This window comes from Leisingera sp. F5, from assembly GCF_001593695.1.
In genome coordinates this window covers 1-4,242 of record NZ_LUKH01000179.1, presented here as the reverse complement: position 1 = coordinate 4,242, position 4,242 = coordinate 1, and the positions used below count along the sequence as shown (strand labels likewise).

The following is a 4,242-nucleotide window of genomic DNA, read 5'->3' as shown; positions in this document are numbered from 1 at the left end:
GCGGTCTGGGCAGTGAACAGGATCGATTGAACGCCGGACATAGGTCCCCCTCCAGCAGCAATGCAACAGATGCGGGGGTGGCGGGCTGCGGGGGACACCCGTCAACCGGGCGCAGCGTGCCGGACCCCTGCGATACAGGTGTTCGGCTCTACGAAATGGAGCGGTTCAGCGCCGGATCAAGCTTTCAGTCCGGAGTTTTGCTAATCTTTGCAGTGCGTTCAGTGAGCATCCCCAGCGCCAGCGAGGCCAGGATGCAAGCCGTGAACAGGTACAGGCCCCAGGCGGTCTCGATGGTGGCAAGGCCGATCCCTTTGGCCAGTGTGATGTAGAGCGCGATCAGGAAAACATCGGCCATCGCCAATTTGCCCAGCACATGCAGGACCGGCTGCACCCGTGTATCCAGCAGGTCCCATTGCACCAGCGCCAGGCCGATGGTCTTGAGGTAGGGCGCAAAGATCGCAAAAAACGTCACGATCAGCGCCAGCGCTGCATCACTGCCCCACAAGGATTGCAGCCCGGTGAGCACTGAGATTTCGCTGAGACCGAAGATTGGCAGCAACCCTGCCCGCATCAGCGGCGCAAACCAGGCGACGGGGTAGAGAAACAGCAGCAACAGGGTGAGGAGGCGGAGGGTCATGGCACTAGCTCTGCTTCCTCACTTTCAATGGCCGAGCGGAGTTGTTTTTGAGCTTCGTCCAATGCAGCGAACAATGCCTCAACGCAAAACTCCTTATAGGTGTCGTTTCCAGAGGGGTACCTTGCTCGAAACCCTTCTTTCGCTCCATCATTTGGAAACTTGAAATAGTAGCTGTTGAGGGCTGAGAGCTGTGTCCGGAACTTGAACCAGTCCTCTTGGTTTCCGTTTTGCACCTTATAAAGAGCTTCAACTTTTGAAGGTAGTGGCATTGACGGGCAAAGTTCAGCTATTCGTAAGTCCAAAGCGTCTAGTCGGAACTTTCGCTTGGGAACTTTCTGATAAAGATCTTCAAGGTCGTGACCAAATGGAGGTTTTTCTTTCTGTTGAAAGAGAAGCCTCATCGCCTTGAATGTTTGCTCGTAGGACAGGCCCAGCAATTGTGTAAGTGGATGCAACCGAATGATGCGCTCAATCAAATCGAGATCGTGCACATACAAGAATGTTTTGTCTTTTCCATGAATTCTAGTCGCGGCAATAAAATAGGAGCGGGCTATTTCATACCATTCCCAACATTGATGTATCCGCTCCTGTGTTGTCACCGAACCGCCTCAATCGGCCCCTCCGCGCGGCCGTGGATGAATTGCTCCATGTATGGATCGCCCGACTGGTCCATATCCCCAACGGGCCCGGTCCATTGGATCACCCCGCCGTGCAGCATCGCCACATTGTCGGCAATAGCCCGGACCGAGGTCATGTCGTGGGTGATGGTCATTGCGGTTGCACCCATCTCCACCACAATCTCGCGGATCAGGTCGTTGATGACGCCGGACATGATCGGGTCCAGGCCGGTGGTCGGCTCATCGAAAAAGATGATCTCGGGCTCCGCCGCAATCGCGCGGGCCAGCCCAACCCGTTTCTGCATGCCCCCTGACAGCTCCGCAGGCAGGCGATCGGCGACATTGGCCTTCAAACCCACCCGGCGCAGTTTTTCAATGGCTATTTCGCGGGCCTCATCGGCCGGGCGCTTCAGCGCGCCGCGCAGCAGGCGGAAGGCCACATTCTGCCAGACCGGCAGTGAATCAAACAGCGCACCGCCCTGAAACAGCATCCCGAAGCGCGCCAGGAACTTGTCGCGGTCGCCCGATCCGGACGGCCTGCCATCGACATAGATCTCGCCTGAGTCCGGGGTGATCAGGCCCAGCACGCTTTTCAGTGCCACCGATTTGCCGGTTCCGGAGCCGCCGATGATCACCATCGAGGTGCCCTTGGGGATCTCCAGGTTCATGCCGTTCAGCACAGCATTGTCGCCAAAGGATTTGCGGACGTTTTCCATTCTAATCATTGATCACCTCAAAATCCGAGGGGCGGGGGCTGCGATGCCATGGCACTTTTCCTCGTTCCCAGCGAAAATCCGCGCTGACATCTTCAAGGCGTTGAACGGGATCGCTGAGAATTTGGACCTGATATGTGATTTTAGAGGCATACCGGTCATCAAGCACTTTCTCTCCGGGCGGGATGAGGCCAAACCAGATTTCCGCAGTGCTGCGCTTGTAATCATCGACATACGTGCAGGTTGCGTTTGTGCAGCGAAAGCCATCTTCCATTAGGAAGGAAATGGCTTGAGAACGAGTGAAACCGCGCAACTTATCAAAGGCAACGGACTGGAGATGGGTGTCGTTCACTCCTGCTGCAGCTTTTGAGCTAAATGTACTATCTCGCACAATTCGGTATTCCGGCTGGGCACAGCCAGCCAGAACGACTGCTAAGGTGAGTGTCCCGCATGCCCGGATCATAGCGAGAAAAACACCCCTGTCAGGACAAAGTTGGCGGCCAGGATCAGCACCGCGGCGGATTCCACCGATCCCTTGGTGGCGCGGCCCACACCCTGAGCGCCGCGGCCCGATTGCATGCCGTAATAGCAGCCCATCATCGCCGCGATGGTGCCAAAGGCAGCCCCCTTGGTCAGCGAGGAGATGATGTCGAGCGGCTCCAGGAAGTCGACGGTGTTCTTGAGGTAGGCCGCGGAGTTGAAGCCAAGGTTCTGCACCGCAACCGTATAGCCACCCATGATGCCGATGATGTCGCCGACGCCGACCAGTACCGGCACTGTAATCAGCGCCGCCAGTACCCGCGGCGCCACCAGGTATTTCATCGGATGTGTGGAGAGTGTCACCAGCGCGTCGATCTGCTCGGTCACCTTCATGGTGGCGATCTCGGCTGCAATGGAGGAAGTTACGCGGGCCGCGATCATCAGCCCGACCAGTACCGGTCCCAGCTCACGCACCATGCCGATGGCGACGATCTGCGGCACTACGGCCTCGGCATTAAAGCGCGCGCCGCCGGCGTAGATTTGCAGCGCCAGCGCGCCGCCAGTGAAAATTGCGGTCAGGCCCACGACGGGCAGCGACAGCCAGCCGATGTTCAACAGGGCTTGCAGGAATTCGCGCGGGTAATAGGGCGGGCGGACCATATGGCTGAACGCCCGCAGCGCAAACAATGCGGCGCGGCCCACAGCAGACAGCCCGGCCAAAGCGGTGCGGCCCAACCGGGCCAGAAAGGCAATCGGGTTCATCCCTGGTATGTCCGTGCATAGCGGTGGCCGGTGGACGTCAGGATCTCATAACCAATGGTGCCCGCCGCATCGGCCAGGGAGTCCACGGTCTGCTGTTCATTGAGGATCGTCAGCGCATCCGGCACCTCGGCCAAGTCCGTTACATCCACTGTGATAAGATCCATCGAGACCCGGCCTACCACGGGGCAGGGGATTGTCCCGGCAAAGACCCGAATGCCGCCATTGCCCATCGCCCGGTGCAAGCCATCGGCATAACCCGCGGCCACGGTGGCAATGCGGCTGGGGCGCTGGGCGGACCAGCTGTTGCCATACCCGGCAGTTTCACCCGGCTCCAGATCGCGCAGCTGAATGACCGGCAGATCCAGCTGCACCACCGGCACCGCGTCCTTGAACGGCAGCCCGCCGTACAGGCCGATACCGGGGCGGCAGAGATCGAAATGGTAATCGGGACCCAGCAGCATGCCGCCGGTCGCGGCCAGCGAGCGGGGGATTTCCAGCCCGTCGGTCATATCGCGGAAGGTTTGCAGCTGCTGCACATTCATCGCGTGGCCCGGCTCATCAGCGCAGGCCAGATGCGACATCAGCAGCACCGGGTTCTGGCCCAGGGCAATCTCCGCCACCGCGGCCCATTCGCCATGCTCCATCCCCAGCCGGTTCATGCCGCTGTCGAGCTGCACCCCGAACGGGTGGCCCGGCAGAGCCTCGAAATGGCGCAGCATCTGATCCAGCGAATTCAGCATCGGCGTCAGGTGGAAATCCTTCAACAGTTTGGTGTCGCCCGCCATATGGCCGGAAAACACTGAAATCCCGGGGCCGGGGCCAAGCGCGCGGCGCAGCGCGCCGCCTTCCTCGGCAGCTGCCACAAAGAAATTGCGCACACCTGCCTTGGCCAGCGCCTTGCCGACGCGGCCTGCATCCAGGCCATAGCCGTTCGCCTTGACCACGGCTGCGGTTTCGCAGGTGGTCAGCGCATCCAGATTCCGCCAGTTGGTGACCAGCGCATCCAGGTTGATTGTCAATCTTGCCGTGCTCA

Annotated in this window: 6 protein-coding genes; all 6 read right to left on the bottom strand. The window is 59.6% G+C overall.

What is annotated here, in order from left to right:
* Nucleotides 1-184: 184 nt before the first annotated feature.
* Nucleotides 185-637: a paraquat-inducible protein A gene (locus tag A2I95_RS26790; RefSeq protein WP_291734806.1), complete on the bottom strand. Its 453-nt coding sequence runs from the start codon at nucleotides 635-637 to the stop codon at nucleotides 185-187.
* Nucleotides 634-1,236, bottom strand: coding sequence for a hypothetical protein (locus A2I95_RS26785; RefSeq protein ID WP_291734804.1), 603 nt, complete (start codon nucleotides 1,234-1,236; stop codon nucleotides 634-636). Before A2I95_RS26785 ends, A2I95_RS26790 begins: the two co-directional genes overlap by 4 nt.
* Nucleotides 1,233-1,979: an ABC transporter ATP-binding protein gene (locus A2I95_RS26780; protein ID WP_291734802.1), complete on the bottom strand. Its 747-nt coding sequence runs from the start codon at nucleotides 1,977-1,979 to the stop codon at nucleotides 1,233-1,235. Before A2I95_RS26780 ends, A2I95_RS26785 begins: the two co-directional genes overlap by 4 nt.
* Complete coding sequence (locus A2I95_RS26775; RefSeq protein WP_291734800.1) at nucleotides 1,972-2,319, bottom strand: hypothetical protein; 348 nt, start codon at nucleotides 2,317-2,319, stop codon at nucleotides 1,972-1,974. The genes A2I95_RS26780 and A2I95_RS26775 overlap by 8 nt, the downstream gene beginning before the upstream one ends.
* Nucleotides 2,320-2,426: 107 nt before the next feature.
* The gene (locus A2I95_RS26770; RefSeq protein ID WP_027258479.1) at nucleotides 2,427-3,209 is read right to left on the bottom strand and encodes an ABC transporter permease; all 783 of its coding nucleotides are present in this window, start codon (nucleotides 3,207-3,209) and stop codon (nucleotides 2,427-2,429) included.
* Nucleotides 3,206-4,242, bottom strand: a 1,037-nt coding sequence (alr, locus tag A2I95_RS26765) for an alanine racemase (RefSeq protein ID WP_291734798.1), incomplete at its 5' end; no start/stop codon positions are given. The genes alr and A2I95_RS26770, both read right to left, overlap by 4 nt.